This is a genomic window from Planktotalea sp. (assembly GCF_050633725.1).
GTDB lineage: Bacteria > Pseudomonadota > Alphaproteobacteria > Rhodobacterales > Rhodobacteraceae > Planktotalea.
In genome coordinates, this window is sequence record NZ_JBOEHB010000004.1 from 152,007 (window position 1) to 169,342 (window position 17,336).

18 protein-coding genes are annotated in these 17,336 nt (G+C 54.5%); 8 read left to right on the forward strand and 10 right to left on the reverse strand.

Features of this window, described 5'->3' with window-relative positions:
- Window positions 1-4 precede the first annotated feature (4 nt).
- The 4 genes from fghA to ACRBCU_RS05465 are packed head-to-tail and all read left to right on the forward strand — an operon-like array spanning window position 5 to window position 2,812.
- Entirely contained in the window at window positions 5-835 is an 831-nt protein-coding gene (gene fghA, locus ACRBCU_RS05450) for an S-formylglutathione hydrolase (RefSeq protein WP_431364503.1), read from the forward strand.
- Complete coding sequence (locus ACRBCU_RS05455) at window positions 832-1,290, forward strand: YaiI/YqxD family protein (RefSeq protein ID WP_431364361.1); 459 nt, start codon at window positions 832-834, stop codon at window positions 1,288-1,290. The genes fghA and ACRBCU_RS05455 overlap by 4 nt, the downstream gene beginning before the upstream one ends.
- Window positions 1,287-1,907 (forward strand): HAD family hydrolase, encoded by a 621-nt coding sequence (locus tag ACRBCU_RS05460; RefSeq protein WP_431364362.1) that lies wholly within the window; start codon window positions 1,287-1,289, stop codon window positions 1,905-1,907. Before ACRBCU_RS05455 ends, ACRBCU_RS05460 begins: the two co-directional genes overlap by 4 nt.
- Window positions 1,904-2,812 carry an ornithine cyclodeaminase family protein gene (locus tag ACRBCU_RS05465; protein WP_431364363.1) on the forward strand — a complete coding sequence of 303 codons (909 nt, stop codon included), beginning with the start codon at window positions 1,904-1,906 and terminating at the stop codon, window positions 2,810-2,812. Before ACRBCU_RS05460 ends, ACRBCU_RS05465 begins: the two co-directional genes overlap by 4 nt.
- Before the next feature lie 42 nt (window positions 2,813-2,854).
- Here the strand turns inward: ACRBCU_RS05465 and ACRBCU_RS05470 are convergent, their stop codons facing one another.
- Window positions 2,855-4,096 carry an MFS transporter gene (locus ACRBCU_RS05470; protein WP_431364364.1) on the reverse strand — a complete coding sequence of 414 codons (1,242 nt, stop codon included), beginning with the start codon at window positions 4,094-4,096 and terminating at the stop codon, window positions 2,855-2,857.
- Between the two features lie 103 nt (window positions 4,097-4,199).
- On the opposite strand from ACRBCU_RS05470, the gene zapE reads away from it, so the two are divergent.
- Window positions 4,200-5,258, forward strand: a complete 1,059-nt coding sequence (gene zapE, locus ACRBCU_RS05475) for a cell division protein ZapE (RefSeq protein WP_431364365.1) — start codon at window positions 4,200-4,202, stop codon at window positions 5,256-5,258.
- A 3-nt stretch (window positions 5,259-5,261) separates the two neighbouring features.
- On the opposite strand, the gene ACRBCU_RS05480 is transcribed toward zapE, so the two are convergent.
- From ACRBCU_RS05480 to ACRBCU_RS05520, 9 genes are all read right to left on the reverse strand, one after another.
- Complete coding sequence (locus ACRBCU_RS05480) at window positions 5,262-5,864, reverse strand: pyridoxamine 5'-phosphate oxidase family protein (protein ID WP_431364366.1); 603 nt, start codon at window positions 5,862-5,864, stop codon at window positions 5,262-5,264.
- Between the two features lie 129 nt (window positions 5,865-5,993).
- Entirely contained in the window at window positions 5,994-6,761 is a 768-nt protein-coding gene (locus tag ACRBCU_RS05485) for a LysM peptidoglycan-binding domain-containing protein (RefSeq protein WP_431364367.1), read from the reverse strand.
- A 12-nt stretch (window positions 6,762-6,773) separates the two neighbouring features.
- Window positions 6,774-7,403, reverse strand: a complete 630-nt coding sequence (locus tag ACRBCU_RS05490; RefSeq protein WP_431364368.1) for a rhodanese-like domain-containing protein — start codon at window positions 7,401-7,403, stop codon at window positions 6,774-6,776.
- Between the two features lie 350 nt (window positions 7,404-7,753).
- The gene (locus ACRBCU_RS05495) at window positions 7,754-8,557 is read right to left on the reverse strand and encodes a LysM peptidoglycan-binding domain-containing protein (RefSeq protein ID WP_431364369.1); all 804 of its coding nucleotides are present in this window, start codon (window positions 8,555-8,557) and stop codon (window positions 7,754-7,756) included.
- A 10-nt stretch (window positions 8,558-8,567) separates the two neighbouring features.
- Window positions 8,568-9,203: a rhodanese-like domain-containing protein gene (locus tag ACRBCU_RS05500; RefSeq protein WP_431364370.1), complete on the reverse strand. Its 636-nt coding sequence runs from the start codon at window positions 9,201-9,203 to the stop codon at window positions 8,568-8,570.
- 132 nt (window positions 9,204-9,335) lie between these two features.
- Window positions 9,336-10,610 carry a bifunctional folylpolyglutamate synthase/dihydrofolate synthase gene (locus ACRBCU_RS05505; protein WP_431364371.1) on the reverse strand — a complete coding sequence of 425 codons (1,275 nt, stop codon included), beginning with the start codon at window positions 10,608-10,610 and terminating at the stop codon, window positions 9,336-9,338.
- A complete protein-coding gene (gene accD / locus ACRBCU_RS05510; RefSeq protein WP_431364372.1) occupies window positions 10,607-11,548 on the reverse strand; it encodes an acetyl-CoA carboxylase, carboxyltransferase subunit beta in 942 nt (313 codons plus the stop codon). The genes ACRBCU_RS05505 and accD overlap by 4 nt, the downstream gene beginning before the upstream one ends.
- A 61-nt stretch (window positions 11,549-11,609) precedes the next feature.
- Entirely contained in the window at window positions 11,610-12,521 is a 912-nt protein-coding gene (locus ACRBCU_RS05515) for a CPBP family intramembrane glutamic endopeptidase (protein WP_431364373.1), read from the reverse strand.
- Between the two features lie 25 nt (window positions 12,522-12,546).
- Complete coding sequence (locus ACRBCU_RS05520; protein ID WP_431364374.1) at window positions 12,547-13,503, reverse strand: fatty acid desaturase family protein; 957 nt, start codon at window positions 13,501-13,503, stop codon at window positions 12,547-12,549.
- A 140-nt stretch (window positions 13,504-13,643) separates the two neighbouring features.
- Between ACRBCU_RS05520 and ACRBCU_RS05525 the strand changes: the two genes are divergently transcribed.
- The 3 genes from ACRBCU_RS05525 (at window position 13,644) to ACRBCU_RS05535 (ending at window position 17,288) form a co-directional block, all read left to right on the forward strand.
- Window positions 13,644-14,636, forward strand: coding sequence for a 2-dehydropantoate 2-reductase (locus ACRBCU_RS05525; protein ID WP_431364375.1), 993 nt, complete (start codon window positions 13,644-13,646; stop codon window positions 14,634-14,636).
- A gap of 107 nt (window positions 14,637-14,743) precedes the next feature.
- Complete coding sequence (gene ilvD, locus ACRBCU_RS05530; RefSeq protein ID WP_431364376.1) at window positions 14,744-16,501, forward strand: dihydroxy-acid dehydratase; 1,758 nt, start codon at window positions 14,744-14,746, stop codon at window positions 16,499-16,501.
- Window positions 16,482-17,288, forward strand: coding sequence for a hypothetical protein (locus ACRBCU_RS05535; RefSeq protein ID WP_431364377.1), 807 nt, complete (start codon window positions 16,482-16,484; stop codon window positions 17,286-17,288). Before ilvD ends, ACRBCU_RS05535 begins: the two co-directional genes overlap by 20 nt.
- Window positions 17,289-17,336: the final 48 nt, after the last annotated feature.

A 17,336-nucleotide genomic window follows, 5' to 3' on the forward strand; every position in this document is an offset into this window, starting at 1 on the left:
ATCCATAACCCCCGTTTCTGAAAATGCCTGTTTCGGCGGAACCCAAGGTGTTTATTCCCATGCCTCGCAAGTTTGCGGCGTCGATATGACGTTCGGGCTATTCATGCCTGCTGAAGCAGCCAATGGTCCAGTGCCCCTGCTTTGGTTCCTCTCTGGCCTCACGTGCACCCATGAAAACGCCATGGTCAAAGCTGGTATGCAGAATTGGGCTGCCGAACAGGGTATCGCAGTGGTGTTTCCTGACACCTCCCCGCGCGGGGAAGGCGTCGCCAATGACGACGCTTATGACCTTGGCCAAGGCGCTGGTTTCTACGTGGACGCCACCGAAGCGCCGTGGTCGCCGCATTTCAAAATGTGGAGTTACATTGCCGATGAACTGCCCGCACTGATCGAGGACCAGTTCGAAGTCGATATGGAGCGCCAAGGCATCACGGGCCATTCCATGGGCGGTCACGGCGCGCTGACGCTGGCGATGAACCTTGAGGGGCGCTTCCGCTCGGTCTCTGCCTTTGCGCCGATCTGCAACCCGACAGGATCAGATTGGGGCCGTAAGCAACTCACCGCTTACCTCGGCGCGGATGAAAGCAAATGGGCAAAGCATGACGCATCGCTTTTGATGAAGGAAAAAGGCTTTGATGGTCCGATGCTGATCGACACAGGCACTACCGATCAATTCCTTGATCTCTTGAAGCCCGAAACCTTGGCCGAAGCAGCCGCGAAGCGCCGCCAGCAAGCCATCATTCGCATGCAGCCAGGATACGATCACAGCTACTTCTTTATCTCCACGTTCATGGAAGATCACGTGACCTTCCACGCAGAAGCGCTTTATGCATGAGCGTTTACATCGACGCTGACGCCTGCCCTGTCAAAGCAGAGGCCGAAAAGGTCGCAACCCGCCACGGCGTGACGATGTATGTTGTCTCCAACGGCGGCTTGCGCCCCTCGCAGAACCCTTTGGTGGAAAATATCATCGTCGATGCGGGGCCAGATGTGGCCGATATGTGGATCGCGGATCGCTGCGGGCCTGCGGATGTTGTCGTGACAGGTGATATCCCCTTGGCGGCCAAATGCGTTGAAGCAGGCGCAGAGGTGCTGCGCCACAACGGTGAGAGGTTCACGGCCGCGAACATCGGCCAGCAACTCGCTATGCGTGATTTGATGGCAGACCTGCGCGCGGCAAATCCTCTGGGCGCTGGTGGCGGTGGAAAACCGTTTTCCAAGGCGGACAAATCGCGTTTTCTGGACGCGATGGAGCGTGCTTTGCGTGCAGCAAAAGGAAAGAGTGCATGAGCATCGAAGCGGTGATTTTCGACATTGGAAACGTGCTAATCGAATGGCAGCCAGAGCGCTATTATGACCGCGTCATCGGCGAGAACCGCCGCCGCGCGATCTTTGACACGGTCGATCTGCACGCAATGAATGACCGCGTAGATCGCGGTGAAAATTTCCGCGATGTGATCTATGAAACGGCAGACCAGCACCCCGAAATCCGCGATGACATCCGACAATGGCATGACAATTGGATCGAAATGGCCAGCCCCGCGATTGATCATTCCGTGCGCTTGATGAGAGCGCTACAAGGCAAAGGCGTGCCCGTGTTTGCCTTGACGAATTTCGGTGTTGAAAGCTTTGCTTATGCTCAAACCAAGTATGATTTCCTGAGCGAATTTGACCGCGCTTATGTGTCGGGTCATATGAAAGTAATCAAACCTGACGCCGATATTTATGCACAGCTCGAGGCCGATTGCGGTATCGCGCCAGAGCGCCTGTTGTTCACAGATGATCGGATCGACAACACCAACGCGGCTGATGCGCGTGGGTGGAAAACGCATTTGTTCGAGGGACCACAGGGTTGGGCGGATCGGCTGGTTTTTGAGGGCTTGTTGTCACGGGAGGACGCCGTATGAGCGTGAATATCGGCTTTGAAGAGGGCGAAAAGAACCTCGATTGGATCGGGCTGACGGAGGCTCTGAAACATGGCCACACTCTGCCCAAGGCTGAAATCGCGGACACGTTTCTTTATCGCGGTAAGGATACCTTGCTGAACCGCTCCGCTTGGATCGACGGGCTTGGGCTGGCCGTGAAATGCGCGACGGTGTTTCCAGATAACCCAAGTGCAGGTGTTCCGATGATCAACGGCGCTGTGTCGCTCTTTGACGATGCGCATGGGCAGCTTGAAGCGATCATTGATTTTCATTTGATCACCAAATGGAAGACGGCGGGGGATAGTCTGCTGGGGGCTTTGAGGCTTGCCCGTCCTGAGAGCCGCAAGGTGTTGATCATCGGATCGGGCACAGTCGCGCGGTCCTTGCATGACGCTTATAGCGCTGGTTTTCCAAATGCGGAGTTTAGTGTTTGGAGTAGAACGCGCGCGAACGCAGAGGCTTTCGCGCAGGATCGCACTGCGCGTGTTGTGGATGATTTAGAGAGCGCTGTGCGCGACGCGGATATCATCACCAGCGCGACGATGAGCACAGAGCCTGTGCTACGCGGTGAGTGGTTGAAAGCGGGACAGCACGTCGATTTGATCGGAGCCTATCGCCCCGACATGCGCGAGGCGGATGATGCGACGCTACAGCGTGCGCGGGTCTTTGTAGATAGTTTTGATACGACCATCGGACATATCGGCGAGGTTCAAATCCCGCTCGATAGTGGTGCGATCACACGTGATGACTTGATTGCTGATTTCTATTCGCAGGATGGATTTGAGCGCCGTTCAGAGGAAGAGATTACCCTGTTCAAGAATGGCGGCGGCGCGCATTTGGATTTGATGGTGTCGCGGTATGTTATGGACAGTTTTTCCAATCGCTGACGCGATCGGACCGGCTGGGGGCCAGCCCTTGGAAAATGAAGACTAGGCCGTAAGCGCGCGTTTGAGTGGGCTTTCGCGTACTGGCAGATGGATAATGGCGCTGAAGGCTCCGACGCCGACTCCGACCCACCACACGGCTGTGTAGCTGCCATAGATGTCATACATGCGCCCACCGAGCCACACGCCAAGGAAGCTGCCGAGTTGGTGGCTGAAAAAGACGATGCCGTAGAGCGTGCCCATGTAGCGCAGCCCGTAGATATGCGCGACGAGGCCAGAGGTGAGCGGGACCGTGGCCAGCCACAATGAGCCCATCGCAACAGAGAAGATGATGACCGAAGTTGGCGTGATCGGCATCATGATGAAAGCGGCGGCGACAATTGTGCGTGCGGTATAGATGCCCGCGAGCAGGTATTTCTTGGAATAGCGATTGCCGAGCCAGCCCGCGAAGAGCGTGCCGCCGATGTTGGCCGCGCCAATGAGGGCGATGGCGAGCGCGCCGAGGGCGGAGGTTGTGGTGATGCCCGCCGCATGCAGCGCGCCGCCCGGCAAAATTGGGCCGCACATCTCTGTTACAAAGGCGGGGAAATGCGCGGTGATGAAAGCCAGCTGGTAGCCGCAGCTGAAGAAGCCGAGGAAGATAAACGTGTAGGTCGGATCTTTGAACGCGCCGCGCAGCACCTCGCCCATGCTTTGCTCTAGCTCTGCTTTACCTGCGGTTTGCGGCGCGCGCATGAAGGGGAGCAGCATGAGCACCGCGAGGATTGCCGCGGCGAAGGCAAGGAAGACGCTTTGCCATGGCATCATGCCCAGCAGAAATTCAGCGGTCGGTGCACCGACGATCTGACCCGCACTGCCAGCCGCGGTGGCAATGGCAAGCGACATAGAGCGGTTCGCGTCCGAGCTAGCGCGACCAACGACGGCAAGAATTACGCCGAAGCCAGTCCCAGCAATGCCGAAGCCAACGAGAACTTCGAGCAATTGATGCGCCTCTGGCGTGACCGCGAACGAGGACAAAACCAACCCTGCGGCATAGATAAAGGCACCTGCAATAATGGCTTTGCGATCGCCTATCTTCTCTGCCAGAGCGCCGAAAATAGGTTGACCGATGCCCCACGCGAGGTTCTGAATCGCGATCGCCAGCGAAAACTCAGAGCGTAGCCAATTGAACTCTGTCGCGATGGGAATCTGAAAGACACCAAAGGACGCGCGAATGGCGAAGTTAACCAAGATAATGACACAGCCGACGATAAGAACAGGCGTAAAAAGGGAGGTCTGCGGTTTCATTTTATGGCTCTCATAACTCAATTGCTGGGACGTTACGCTTTTTCCTAGGGCGGTCAATCGCATGCCCTCTTTTCGCAGGCTTTGATGCGAGGTAGTGAGGGGTATGAAAACCCTTCAAGAAATATATGCCGCGCGTGTCGCTTCGGGCGAGCTCAATGCCGATCCCGTTCAGGAATTGGCGCTGCAACGGTTCGAACGTATTCGCGCAGAACTCTCGGCGCCGCAAAAGAAAAGCCTGTTTCGTAAGGCACCACCTCCGCCGAAGGGACTCTATTTGTGGGGCGGAGTTGGGCGCGGGAAGTCCATGTTGATGGATCTTTTTGTCGATGCGCTCGAAATTCCTGCACGGCGCGTGCATTTCCACGCTTTCATGCAGGAAATCCACACAGGCATGCACAAGGCGCGAAATGACGGTGTGGAAGATGCGCTCAAGCCTGTGGCCGAGGCTGTGATCAAGCAAGTTAAATTGCTTGCTTTTGACGAGATGCAAATCACCGATATTACCGATGCGATGATCGTTGGGCGCCTGTTCCAAATGCTGCATGATGGTGGTGTTGTAGTTGTGACGACCTCCAACCGCGTTCCGGATGATCTTTATAAAGACGGTTTGAACAGACAGCTATTTTTGCCGTTTATCGAGTTACTAAAAGAGCAAATGGAAGTCGCGGAACTGGCCAGCCCCAAGGACTATCGCCAGGACCGCCTGTCTGGCGCGCAAGTCTATTTTGCCCCAAATGACGCCGAAGCGCGTGCGCAGATCGAGCAAGTTTGGCAGCGTCTAACCCACGGCCAAGCGAAACCCCACGAGCTAACAGTGAAAGGGCGGACCGTCACTTTGCCCGGTTTTCATAATGGCGTTGCCCGCGCGCGGTTTTTCGATCTATGCGGCGCGCCGCTTGGACCAGCGGACTATCTCACGATTGCCGAAGCCGCACGAGTGCTTGTGCTGGAAGATATCCCCCGCCTAAGCCGCAATAACTTTAACGAGGCTAAGCGCTTTGTGACACTTATTGATGCGCTTTATGAGGCGGGTGTACGGTTGATTGCCTCAGCAGCGGCAGAGCCTGAAATGCTGTATGTCGAAGGCGAGGGGCGATTTGAGTTTGAACGTACCGCAAGCCGTCTTCGCGAAATGCAGGACGCTGAATGGGGCCGCGCATAAACGTCACCACATGCGTGGCTTTGCATACTCCGCATATGTTTCATCATAGGTCTTGCCGTCAAACAGAGCGTCGCGTTCCTTAATAAAGTCACCTGCGGTCGGTAGTTTCTGATCGTCGATCGCGCCCTTCCAAAGCTCTGATCTCATCAGCGCTTTTGCACATTGAAAATACATCTCGCCAATCGTGATAGCGATGACAGTGCGCGGCAGCTTGCCCTTTTTCTCAAATCGTCTGCGCGTTGCCTCATCTACGGTGACAAGAGCCGTGCCATTCACGCGCACAACGTTGGTGCTGGACGGGGCCATGAACATAAGGCTAACGCGGTTGTCGCGTACAATATTACGCAGACTGTCGATACGGTTGTTACCGAACCAGTCTGGCAAGAGAAGCGTTTTATCATCGGCAATTTCGACAACGGCGCCATCATCACCGCGAGGGCTGCCATCCGTCCCCTCGGGGCCAACCGTCGATAGAACCACAAAGCGCGACGCTTCGATCCAGGTGCGATAGTGCGGCGTAATGTGTGTGGTGACTTTGCTAAGAGAGCGCGGCACTGCCTCGCCATAAATCAATTCGAGATCTTCGATAGAGGTGATTGGGGTCATTCTGCTCTCCGCAATTCAAGCTATGCCTGTTGATAGCGATCCCATAGGCCCAATGCAAAAAAGAAGGGGCTTCGTTGAGCCCCTTCAAGTCATTGCCTGTTGTTGTCCCGTTTCCCGAACGCCGCTCGATCAGACGTTGGTCATCGGAGGGATCTTTAGTTTTTGTCCAACACGAATTCTATCAGGGCTTGGCAAGCTGTCCCTATTCGCTTCGTAAATCAGTTGATAATCAATTGTCGTGCCGTAATAGCGGATCGAAAGTTTCATCAAACTGTCACCACGTTTCACGATGTGAACGGTGTCATCAAAACCCGGTGTCTTCTTGGTGCCAGAGGACATGAACGTTGTCGCATCCCCCATTGCTTTTGATTGCTTACGGGCGTTCTCGATCCAGCGCGTTTTCACATCATCCGTGTTGCGCGCCGCGCCGACCATAGCCAGTTTAGCATATTCTTCCGTTCCGTATTTCGCCTCGCGCGAAATCGCGCTGAGGAACGCATCGTCCCCTGCCGCACCCATTGAACGCGAGACAAGTGATGCGAGGTGCACAGAACCTTGCTCGGCAGAATTTGTTGATTTCGCCCGAAGGTTTGCGAGAACATTGGACGTCAGCGCGCGCATGTCACCTTTCGCAGGTTTCATTGCTTTTTGCGCAAGGCTCGCATCGGTCGCCTTTTGCAGCTTTTGCAATGCCGCCAATTGCTGGCCGGCCTCTGGGCGCGCTTCGAGCACAGGTTCTGGATTTGTAACGCGCGTTGTCAACATCGTCTCGGATGTGTTGCGCGACACCTCGGTTTCATTTGCACGCATCGAAGCTTGCCGCTCGCCGGGTTGCAGTAGCAGCAACCCGATGATGGACAACAGAAAAACGCCCATGAAAGCCATAACACGGATCATCGTAAGTATTCCTTATCCATCTGAATTTGTTGTGGTTAAACCAAGGAGAAGCCAGTTTTGCATACCGCCTCGGTAGTAATTCAGCTTCTCAGGCGGGTATCCTACGCCCAACAACGCGTTAACCGCGCGCGTTGTTTGCTCGCACCACGGACCATTGCAGAACAGCGTTAATCCAAAGGCGCTAGAGAATTCCCAGCTCCCGCTTGCATCGCTGGCGCCTAAAGCACGCAAGATTTCGTCGCGAAATGGGTTGTTTTCTTCTAATGTCGAGAACGGAAGATTGACCGCGCCAGGAATTGACCCTTTTTCGAACCAATCGGGCAAGCGTGTATCAATCAACAGACCTTTGCCCGTTGCGACGTCATTTTGAAGAAAACTGATCACTTCCAACTCGCCATATGTTGAAACACCTTCGCCCAACGACATTGGCTGAATGCAAAACGGCGGGCATGGGCGAGACGTTTTCGTGAACTCAGAGGTGAGGCGGTTGCCTTGGTTTTGATTGCGTTCTATCGAAACAGTCGCCCCGTTCAGATTGACCGAAACCTTATCCATATCCTGCGTGATACGCACGTCCTGCGCAGATGCGGTTCCGACAGCAAAACCTGCAATCAAACACGCCACAACGATATGTTGCTTCATCTTCAAGTCCCCCAAGTCGGCCGTCTTTATGCGTTTCTAAGTGCTGGCAGGCACTGCTCAATCCGACTGGGAACAAGCTATAGGCGAATCAATGCGAATCAGTCAACATTTGGTGATTCGCGATTCGCTCAAAACAGAATGCTGTAGGCGACGTAGGGGCAACGTTTTTCTTCGGCAACTGTCACGTGTAGCCGCGTGATTTCAAAGGACAACCCCTTGACGCGACTCTGGAATTTCAGCTCAACCCAAAGTATGAAGCTGGTTTGAAAAGCTGTTAAATCAACGCTCTTTTAGTTCAATTTTGTTCGGAAAAAAAATTTTGCCGCTCAGCGAAAAGCATAAATTTTAAGCTACCGAAGGCTGTATTTCAGAACTTGTCCAATTCGAAGCGCATTCGGATTTTGGCGTAGCGTCGGGTTTTGCGAGAGCAAACGATCCGTCGCAAGGGCCGATCCGTGCAATTTAACCGCGATCAACGCAAGCGTGTCCCCCGGTACAACCACATAGGTTTGCATTCCCGTCCGAGGCTCGGGGGATACCGCTCGTGCAGGGGTCGTGGCCGCGATCGGCATCTTAGGGTGCTTCATGTCACTCGCATCAACTTGGCCCATTGAACGCCGCACAATCGAGCTAAGCAAACTGCCTTCTTGACCCGGTGCCTTGGAAATCTGCCCCAAACTATTGAGCGTATTGAGCGTCTGCCAGCTCATGTCACGCAGCTCCGGGGCGACTGCCTGCGCAGGCACTATTTCAGGCGCGCGCGTCGCGGGTTGAACTGCAGGAATGCTCGCTATGTGTTGCGAAGTGTCTGGTGTGCTTTGAACAACTTGCTCGCTTTCTAGCGAGGCTGTGAGGACTGATTGCAGTCGATCTAGTGATCCAGAATTCTGACCCATTGCTGGTTGCGGCTGTTCGGGCTGAGCCGCGCTCTGCGCAATTTTCGCGGACTTTAGCTCTGAAATCACCTCGTCAGGTGCCTCAAGCGTCGGTTTTGCCGGCGGAGTAAACAGAACATCGACCTCATTGCGCGAAGTCGTATTTGTCGGCATTTCGGACCGTTCATACACATAGGCAGGCCGAGGCCCCGGCTGCAAAAAGATGATAAGAACTGTCGAAAGGGCGAAGAAAGAGAAAATTGCAATGCCACGCATCATAACCTGATACTCACTTTGAAACTGTTAAACCAAAAAGATGCCACATCTGAAGTCCGCCGCGATAATAGAAGATTTTTTGCGCCGGATATCCTGCCTCCAGAAATAGCTGTGTTGCCTCACGGGCTGTTGGCGACCAAGGACCATCGTCAAAGATCAAAAGATCGAAAGCGCCAGAAAAATCCATCTGCCCCAAAGAGCCTTTCGCGCCGAGTGCAAGCAGCAAGTCTTCGCGGTAGGGGTTGCTGGCGACTAGCGTCGGCGCTGGAACGGATATTGCTGCTGGAATAGAACCTTGTTCGAATTCGGCAGGCAGCCGCACATCAACTAACAGGCCCGTGCCCGCAGAAACCCGTTGCTGCATAAAGCCAAAAACTTCGTGCTCAGTTAGTGTGACAACGCCTTCAGCGGCAACGCGTGGTTCGATACACTCAGAGGGACAAGGACGCGCTGTTTTCGCATACGCACTTGGCAATGTTGTGGAACCGGATTGACCCTGTTGAATACTATACGGTTGACCCCCGAATTCGAAGTCAACGCTTTGCTGCCCAGGAACAATATCCGCACTTGCTATGTGTGGCATACACACAGCCGAAAAAATTGCCATCACTTTGGCGGGTGTGAATACACCCCAACTAAAATAACTCATAATTCTGCCTGCTCGAAACGTTTTGTTACGTTTTCGTTACAGTGATTGGTAAGCCCTTGAAACAATTCCGTCAATATGTCTCATGGGTTGTATTCACAATCGTAAAAAAATCGGGTCTTCAAGCAGGCAAAGTTAGCCGTTTGAGCGCAACACGTCGCCAGCCAAATAGAGCGAACCGCAGATCAAAACCCGCGCGTGCGGAGCCGTTTTAGCGATCGTTTCGAGCGCCTCATTGACGGATTTCGCATTGCTCGCCTGCATGCCCGCGTCACTCGCAGCTTTTGCCGTGTCTTCGCTTGAAAGCGTATTCGCTTCGCCCGGGATATCAACAGCAAACAACTGAGTAACATGAGGGGCCAAAGGCTGCATATAAGCGCTAACGTCTTTGGTGTTTAACATCCCGCAAATCAGGTAGGTGTCTCTTTTTGGTAGACCGCCAAGCAAATCAGCAATTGCCTGCGCAGCTGCTGCGTTGTGGCCGCCATCAAGCCACAGTTCAGCTTCGGGTGCGATCTGGGAAATCGGACCCGACTTCAATCGTTGCATACGCGCAGGCCACGTGGCGTTTTGCATTGCTGCAATGCAAGCATCTTCGCCAAAGCCCAGCGCGCGCAAACCTGCGATTGCAGCGCCCGCGTTTTGAACCTGATGGGCCCCTAAAAGAGCTGGCATCGGCAAATCAAGCAAACCTGTCTCATCTTGAAACACCAAACGATCCCGTTCGACGCCAACGTGCCAATGCTGCCCATACACAAGCAATGGTGCGCCAATTCTTGCGGCTTTTGCTTCGATCACCTCTAGCGCCACGTCATCTTGCGGCCCGACAACACAAGGCACTCCGCGCTTGAGAATACCAGCCTTCTCGCCTGCAATCTCAGCCAAGGTATCGCCGAGGAATTGCTGATGATCTATCGAAACAGGTGTGATCACGGTCAAAGCTGGCGCATCAACCACATTGGTCGCATCAACACGCCCGCCCAATCCGACTTCTAGCAAAGTGTAATCGGCTTCATTGCGCGCAAATGCCAGTAGCGCAGCGCAGGTTGTTATTTCAAAGTAGGTGATGCTTTCGCCGCCATTCGCAACGTAACATTCATCAAGAATCTCGGTGAGGTAACTTTCCGAGATCAAATCCCCCGCGACGCGAATTCGCTCATGAAAGCGCGCCAAATGAGGTGAGGTATAAGCGTGAACGCTTTTGCCGACGCCTTCAAATCCTGCACGCATCATTGCTTGCGTGCTGCCTTTGCCATTGGTGCCTGCAATATGAATCACAGGCGGTAATTTGCGTTCAGGGTGATCGAGCGCTGCAAGTAACCGCTCGACACGATCAAGCACGAGATCAATGATCTTCGGATGAAGGGACATCATCCGCCCAAGGATGACGTCGGACGTGTTCGCGTTCACGCTACGCTGTCCTCAGCCGTTTCTGTCTCACTGGGCGTGGGTAGCTCAGGATGCTCTGGTGGTTTGGGCAAATCACCAGCCACGGGTGGTGGCATTTGCATCAGCATCCGAATAATCGAGACGAGCTCTTCTTTCATCTCAGTGCGCTTAGTAACGCGATCCAGCATGCCATGCTCGAGCAGATATTCTGCGCGTTGGAAGCCTTCGGGCAATTTTTCACCAATGGTTTGCGCGATAACGCGTGGACCCGCAAAGCAGATCAGCGCATTGGGTTCGGCGATCTGTACATCGCCAAGCATCGCATAGGAGGCCGTAACGCCACCAGTCGTTGGATGCGTAAGCACAACGATGTAGGGCAATCCCGCTTCTTTCAGCATCTGCACGGCCACTGTTGTGCGCGGCATTTGCATAAGGCTTAGAATGCCCTCTTGCATGCGCGCGCCGCCAGCTGCTGAAAACAGCACCAAGGGTTTGCCAGTTGAAACCGCGCGTTCTGCGGCAGCGACAATCGCGTTGCCCACATACATGCCCATGGATCCCGCCATGAACGAAAAGTCCTGACAAGCGGCCACAATTGGCGTACGCCCGATTTCGCCTTCTGCGACCAGCATCGCTTCTTGCTCTCCGGTTGCCTTTTGCGCGGCTTTCATACGATCAGGATATTTCTTTTGATCGCGAAACTGAAGCGGGTCCGCAACTGGCTCTGGGACGTCGACTTCGGTAAAGATGCCACCGTCAAATAATGCGATGAAACGATCGCGCGCCGTGATTGCCATATGATGACCGCAAGACGTGCAAACGTTCTGGTTGCCGCTGAGTTCGCGGTGGAACAACATCGTTCCACATTCATCGCATTTCGACCAAAGGTTCTCAGGTGTCTCGCGACGCGAGAAAATCGAATTGATCCGAGGGCGAACGTAATTGCTAATCCAGTTCATCGCAGAGCCTTTCCCGCGTTAGTCTTAACCGTCAGATAAAGACCCTTGCCAGCAATTGCAATCAGCGGCGCAATGCAAGGCGCGCGGCAAGCCAGCTCACAAACATAACTGCAAAATCGACAGGCAACAAAGCGCGCATTGCAGTTTCATCGCTTGCTGAGAAGCCGAATTGATAAAGAGCAAGCCCAGACATTTCGCCCTGCGGCGCAATCAGCAACAAAGCGGAGATGTTGGTCGCAAAATGCATAGCAATCGCAGGCCCCAAAGTCCCAGCGCGCGCGGTCAGATCTGCCGCGAACAGACCGAAGACAGACGCCCAGATCACGACAAGCCACGCGTTACCGCCGTAGGTATCAGGTGCATAATGCGCCAAACCAAAGAGGACAGACGGCACCAATAGCCAAACTGCGGGATGATCAAACCGCGCGGCCAACTGTTGCTGGATGTAGCCTCTAAACAGGACTTCTTCGGCACTGGTTTGCACGAAAATTGCAATCAACCCCGGTATCAAAAAGGCGATCCATCGCCCGAAAGGAAGCCCATCCAAAAGCTCGGGTGTATATCGATAGGGCGGGAGCAAGATCGTTGCGCCGAGTAGGAGCAATAGGGCAATCGCAACGAACTTCGCTTGCATCCAGGCAATCGTAGGCGGGCCGATAAGCGTTTCGGGTCGTCGTTGGTGCAACATCATCACGACCAACGCTACGGCAAGCCAAACAAAGCCAAAGGAATACAACATCAGCAACAGACTTTGCGGCAGCAAAAGCGTATCAAAATCTTCGATTAAAATGAGGTAGGCATCTTCGCTCAGGCCGATGAACAGGACTTGCCAGATCAAAGGCGCGCCGAGCCAAATCACAACAACCGCGAGAGCAAGCCCAGCAAGCAAGCGCCATATTTCAGACGATGCGCGCGCAGGCGCGACAAATCCACTATGGGCAGAGTAGTCGAAATTGAATACCGTCTTCAGCATAGGGCCTATCTAGGCCCGCAACGCGCTACGCGCTAGAGGGCAAAACAACCTTTGACGCCGCAAGGCGCATCACTTGCCAATAGCTCTGCCCGATTTGCATGCGCGCGCCATGCCCACGCGCGAGCATCATGTCATGGAGTTTCGGCAAACGATGGCACGGAACATGCATCACCAAATGATGCTCAAGATGGTAATTCACATAGTAGGGCGCGAGGAGAAGACGCATCAACGGTCCTGCTTTGGTCGTGCGCACATTACGCAGTGGGTCATCGCTTTTTTCAACGACGCCATGCTCGGCAATATTTCGAACGCGCAGAACCAATTGAAACCATGTGAGCAATGGCAAAGCCCAAAACGCAATCCACCACCACCAAGCACCTACGATCCACATCAGCAGGAAGATAACAAAGTTGGCCAGCAACGCACGGCCAAGGACCGGCCCCGCAAAAGCCTGCGCGAGATCTTGCGAACTGATCTCGCCTTCGACCTCCCCTGCCATTTTAAACGCGAACATAATTTGCTGACTTCGCTGACGAAAACCCGTCTGTCCCGTGATGTCACGGATCAATTTGCGCTGCATCGATGCTTTGGTTGTCGGAAAGGGAGCAGACAGCTTAAGGTCGGGATCCTTTTCTGTCTGCGTGTATCGGTGATGCTTCAGGTGGTAGGTGCGATATTCAAACATATCCGCAAGAATTGGCCGCCCGCAGAGCCATTCGCCTACAAATTCGTTCAGCGCCTTGGTTTTGAACATCGCGGCATGTGCCGCTTCATGCATGAGGATCGCAAGGCCAAGCTGGCGTGAGCCGATGATAATCACCGTTAGAATGAAGGTAAGCGGATTGGGGAAATACGCGAACAACGCCAAGGCCAGCGCAATTGTGCCCCAGCAATGCGCGATCAACCAATAGCCCCAAAGGTCCGAGCGCGCAGCGAGGGGGCGAATTTCATCGGACGTGAAAAAGGCTTTTCCTGGTGTCATAGCGAGAGCTTCAGCTCTCAAACCCACTTCTGTCAAATCTTACGCAGTGTCACTTGCTTTGCTCTGCGTTTGATGAGCGCGGCATATTACGGTTTTGATCTTTGCCTGCTAGGCTGCGCGAGAATTAAAGGAATAGGCAGATGAGCTATCACATCGTGATCTTGGGTGCGGGCGCGATTGGGTGCCATTTCGGCGCAACGATTGCAGCCGACATTCTTGCAGAGAATGGCCACGTCACCTTGATCGGGCGCGAAACGACGATTGCGCCAATGCAAAAGGCCGCCCTTACAATTGATAATAAAGCTACGGCCAAAGCAGTCACGTTCACCAGTGATCCCGCAGCAATGAAGGACGCCGATCTCATCGTTCTTGCCCTCAAGTCCCATGCGCTGGACGCCGCGATTGAGCAAATCGAAACATTTGCGCAGCCCGAAACGCCAATTCTGTCCCTACTCAACGGCATTGCACCCGTGCGAACACTGCAAGAGCGGCTCGGCGCGCGCAGAGTCCTTGCTGGGATGGTGCCTTTTAATGTCGTTTGGACCTCACCAACCGAATTGCATCGCAGCGGTCCAGGTGAAATCGCGTTAGAGCGTCATGAAATCACGGTCTGGCTCAAACAACTCGGTCATGATTTCCATATCGCCGACGATCTCGCCCCTATTCAATATGGCAAGCTGTTGCTCAACCTGATCAACCCTATCAACGCGCTCGCGGGAATACCGCTCCACGATATGCTCTCGGATCGCGGTTATCGGCGCATCTTTGCAGAGGCGATTGCCGAAGCTCTCGCGGTCTACGACACCGCAGGCATCACGTGGGAGCAAGTCGGCCCGAGCAGCCCGCGCTTGGCGCTCAAAGTAATGCGCCTGCCAAACTGGTTGTTCCGCAAGATGGTGTTGAACAAGCAGAACTTGGATCGCAATTCGATGACCTCAATGGCGAGCGACCTTGCCGCTGGCAAACCTACCGAGATTGACACGATCAACGGAGAAATCGTTCGACTGGGTCAGCTACACAACCTGAAAACACCGATCAACACCAGCTTGGTCGCTTTGGTGAAACAGGCTGAGGCAAGCAGCTCGCCCCCGAAACTCGCTGCATCGCGATTGTTGCAGGACGTTGGCCTCTAAGAACCCGCTCTTGGCTATGTAATACCACCTAGCAGCGGCAAGACGCACCTTGCGGCCCTGTCCCTGCTGATTTATCCACACTCCAAAGCATTCCCCGGGAGCCAGCCATGACCAAATTCGACAAAAGCAAACTGCCCAGCCGCCATGTGACCGAAGGCCCAGCACGCGCGCCGCATCGTTCGTATTACTATGCGATGGGCATGTCCGAGGAGGAAATTCACCAGCCACTGGTTGGCGTGGCCACCTGCTGGAACGAAGCCGCGCCTTGCAACATCTCTTTGAACCGTCAGGCGCAAGCCGCCAAAATGGGTGTTAAAGCTGCTTCTGGCACGCCGCGCGAGTTTACAACAATCACCGTCACAGACGGTATCGCAATGGGCCATGAAGGCATGCGCAGCTCGCTCGCATCGCGTGAAGCAATTGCAGATACGGTTGAGCTGACCATGCGCGGTCACTGCTATGACGCGCTTGTTGGTCTTGCAGGTTGTGACAAATCCCTACCTGGCATGATGATGGCGATGATCCGCCTCAACGTTCCGTCTGTTTTCCTTTACGGCGGCTCTATCCTTCCGGGCAAAGTGCCAGCAGGCGCGAAAGTTCCTGAAAGCTTCGCAACACGCGATTTGACCGTGCAGGACATGTTCGAAGCGGTTGGCCACCAGCAAGGCGGCACGATGACCGAAGCAGAGCTTGCGATCCTAGAGCGCGTTGCTTGCCCATCCGCGGGTGCTTGTGGCGGTCAGTTTACAGCCAACACAATGGCCTGCGTGTCCGAGGCGATCGGCCTTGCACTACCAGCGTCATCTGGTGCCCCTGCCCCATATGAGAGCCGCGATGAATATGCGAAAGCCTCTGGTGAAGCGGTGATGAACCTGATCGCCAAGAACATCCGCGCGCGTGACATCTGCACGAAAGAAGCCTTCGAGAATGCTGCGCGCGTTGTTGCCTGTACTGGTGGTTCCACAAACGCGGGTCTGCACCTTCCTGCGATGGCGCATGAAGCGGGCATTGATTTCTACCTCGAAGACGTCTGCGATATCTTCCGCGACACGCCTTACTTCGTCGATCTGAAGCCGGGCGGTCAGTATGTTGCGAAAGACCTCTATGAGGCTGGCGGCGTTCCTGTTGTTCTTAATGAGCTTCGCCGTGCAGGCCTGCTGCACGAGGACTGCATGACTGCGACTGGCTATTCCATCGGTGAAGAGCTCGATAAGTTCGACCTCAAGGCCGATGGCCGCGTGGTTTACCCAGTTGAAACACCGCTGACCAAAACAGGCGGCGTTGTGGGCCTTAAAGGTAACCTCGCCCCAGAAGGCGCGATTGTTAAGGTTGCTGGCATGGCCGCGCAACATCAGCGTTTCGTTGGCCCTGCGCGCATTTTTGAATGCGAGCAAGACGCGTTCGAAGCCGTTCAAAGCCGCGCATATAACGAAGGCGACGTTTTCGTAATCCGCAACGAGGGTCCATCAGGCGGCCCAGGTATGCGCGAAATGTTGGCGACGACCGCTGCGCTTTCTGGTCAGGGCATGGGCCTAAAGGTCGCTCTGATCACCGATGGTCGTTTCTCTGGCGCGACACGCGGTTTCTGCGTGGGTCACGTTGGCCCCGAGGCTGCGCATGGCGGGCCGATTGCCTTGCTGAAAGAGGGTGATGTCATCACGCTTGACGCGATTGAAGGCGAACTCAGCGTTGACGTTTCGGATGCGGACATGGCCGAGCGCCGCAAAGCATGGGCTGGCCCTCGCGAAACGATCTATGCATCTGGCGCGCTTTGGAAGTACGCTCAGCAAGTTGGTGAAATCTATAAAGGCGCGGTTACACATCCGGGCGGCAAGGCAGAAAAGCATGAGTATTGGGATCTGTGATCTCAACATGAGCAAAGCCCGTGTTTTGGGCTTTGCTTTGTTGTGTAGCGCCTCGTTAAGCGCATGTAACAGAAACGGGGGAGAAGGGTTTTCCTTCGCGCCTAAAAAGGCGGATGCTCGAACTGGTTCGGAAGAAGGGCCAGTTGTTCCAAAAACAACAGAAACAACGCTGGCCCGCGGATCTGTAACACTGAAAGCGCCGAAAGGGTATTGCATCGACGAAACCTCGGTGACCAACGGCTTGCAGGGTAGCTCTGCAATGCTGGCCAAATGCTCGTCATTAGATGGAATTGGCGCAGGCAGCGATGCTGCGGTCATGAGCGTGAGCATCTCACCGCGACGGGGCAACGACGCAATCGCACCCACACCAACCGATCTTGCAAAAGCTGCGGAGCCCAGACGGATTTTGCAACTCAAGGAAAAGGGAAAACTTGCCCTTGTGCAAATCGGCTCCGGCGGTGATGAGGTGTTTTCCGCAGCTGACCCAGTTCATTGGCGCGGCGCAACCATGCTAGATACGCGACTCGTTCTGCTAGGTGCCTTCGCACCAAAGGGATCAGTCCTTACATCAAATAAAGGTGCTGACCTGCTGGCCTCACTTGCCCGTGGAATTTCCGCGACACGAGGAAGCCTGCTAGGACGCGCAAGCGCTCCTGCAAATCCTGACGGAGAAGCTGGGCAAGCAAATCAACCCAAAGATGATCCGTCAACACCTGCACCCGAATCAGTTGAGTCAGAAAAAAAAGGTGCGTCAGGCCTCATTGCCCGTTTGTTAAACCGCTCTTAATTTGATTAAAGTAATTCAAAAAGCAGTCTACGAGTAGGTAATAGAGTA

What these genes read in the sequence shown, in the direction of transcription:
- ACRBCU_RS05455 (WP_431364361.1), top strand. Translation starts at nt 832, where the DNA reads ATGAGCGTTTACATCGACGCTGACGCCTGCCCTGTCAAAGCAGAGGCC.
- ACRBCU_RS05460 (WP_431364362.1), top strand. Translation starts at nt 1,287, where the DNA reads ATGAGCATCGAAGCGGTGATTTTCGACATTGGAAACGTGCTAATCGAA.
- ACRBCU_RS05465 (WP_431364363.1), top strand. Translation starts at nt 1,904, where the DNA reads ATGAGCGTGAATATCGGCTTTGAAGAGGGCGAAAAGAACCTCGATTGG.
- ACRBCU_RS05470 (WP_431364364.1), bottom strand. Translation starts at nt 4,096, where the DNA reads ATGAAACCGCAGACCTCCCTTTTTACGCCTGTTCTTATCGTCGGCTGT.
- zapE (WP_431364365.1), top strand. Translation starts at nt 4,200, where the DNA reads ATGAAAACCCTTCAAGAAATATATGCCGCGCGTGTCGCTTCGGGCGAG.
- ACRBCU_RS05480 (WP_431364366.1), bottom strand. Translation starts at nt 5,864, where the DNA reads ATGACCCCAATCACCTCTATCGAAGATCTCGAATTGATTTATGGCGAG.
- ACRBCU_RS05485 (WP_431364367.1), bottom strand. Translation starts at nt 6,761, where the DNA reads ATGATCCGTGTTATGGCTTTCATGGGCGTTTTTCTGTTGTCCATCATC.
- ACRBCU_RS05490 (WP_431364368.1), bottom strand. Translation starts at nt 7,403, where the DNA reads ATGAAGCAACATATCGTTGTGGCGTGTTTGATTGCAGGTTTTGCTGTC.
- ACRBCU_RS05495 (WP_431364369.1), bottom strand. Translation starts at nt 8,557, where the DNA reads ATGATGCGTGGCATTGCAATTTTCTCTTTCTTCGCCCTTTCGACAGTT.
- ACRBCU_RS05500 (WP_431364370.1), bottom strand. Translation starts at nt 9,203, where the DNA reads ATGAGTTATTTTAGTTGGGGTGTATTCACACCCGCCAAAGTGATGGCA.
- accD (WP_431364372.1), bottom strand. Translation starts at nt 11,548, where the DNA reads ATGAACTGGATTAGCAATTACGTTCGCCCTCGGATCAATTCGATTTTC.
- ACRBCU_RS05515 (WP_431364373.1), bottom strand. Translation starts at nt 12,521, where the DNA reads ATGCTGAAGACGGTATTCAATTTCGACTACTCTGCCCATAGTGGATTT.
- ACRBCU_RS05520 (WP_431364374.1), bottom strand. Translation starts at nt 13,503, where the DNA reads ATGACACCAGGAAAAGCCTTTTTCACGTCCGATGAAATTCGCCCCCTC.
- ACRBCU_RS05525 (WP_431364375.1), top strand. Translation starts at nt 13,644, where the DNA reads ATGAGCTATCACATCGTGATCTTGGGTGCGGGCGCGATTGGGTGCCAT.
- ilvD (WP_431364376.1), top strand. Translation starts at nt 14,744, where the DNA reads ATGACCAAATTCGACAAAAGCAAACTGCCCAGCCGCCATGTGACCGAA.
- ACRBCU_RS05535 (WP_431364377.1), top strand. Translation starts at nt 16,482, where the DNA reads ATGAGTATTGGGATCTGTGATCTCAACATGAGCAAAGCCCGTGTTTTG.